Annotated in this window: 1 protein-coding gene; it reads right to left on the bottom strand. The window is 47.6% G+C overall.

The window, feature by feature from the left end:
- A partial coding sequence (locus AB4585_RS24460; RefSeq protein WP_372171345.1) for a helicase-related protein occupies positions 1-317 on the bottom strand: 317 nt, incomplete at both ends.

Genomic DNA, 317 nt, shown 5'->3' with positions numbered 1-317 from the left:
GAGCGTTGACCATCTTTGTGTTCAACTCTTGGCTTTTTAGGTTTCTTAGGCTTGATAGCGCGTGTATCAAGCTTTGATTCAGGAATAGGGTTAACAGGCTTGAAGCCTTCCATTTCATGGCGCTCTAGTACCTTGCCAATCAGCCTTTCAATGGCAAACAACTCTTTCGTCTCGTCAACGCATACCAAAGAGTACGCCTTGCCTGTTTCACCAGCACGACCGGTACGACCAATGCGGTGTACATAGTCTTCAGATACATGGGGAAGATCAAAGTTAACCACTTGAGGAAGCTGAGGGATATCGAGACCACGTGCGGC

The sequence above is a fragment of the Vibrio sp. 10N.222.49.C9 genome, assembly GCF_041474985.1.
Taxonomy (GTDB): Bacteria; Pseudomonadota; Gammaproteobacteria; order Enterobacterales; family Vibrionaceae; genus Vibrio; species Vibrio crassostreae_C.
Note: the sequence above shows the minus strand (reverse complement) of the source record. Positions and strands in the feature narration are given on the sequence as shown.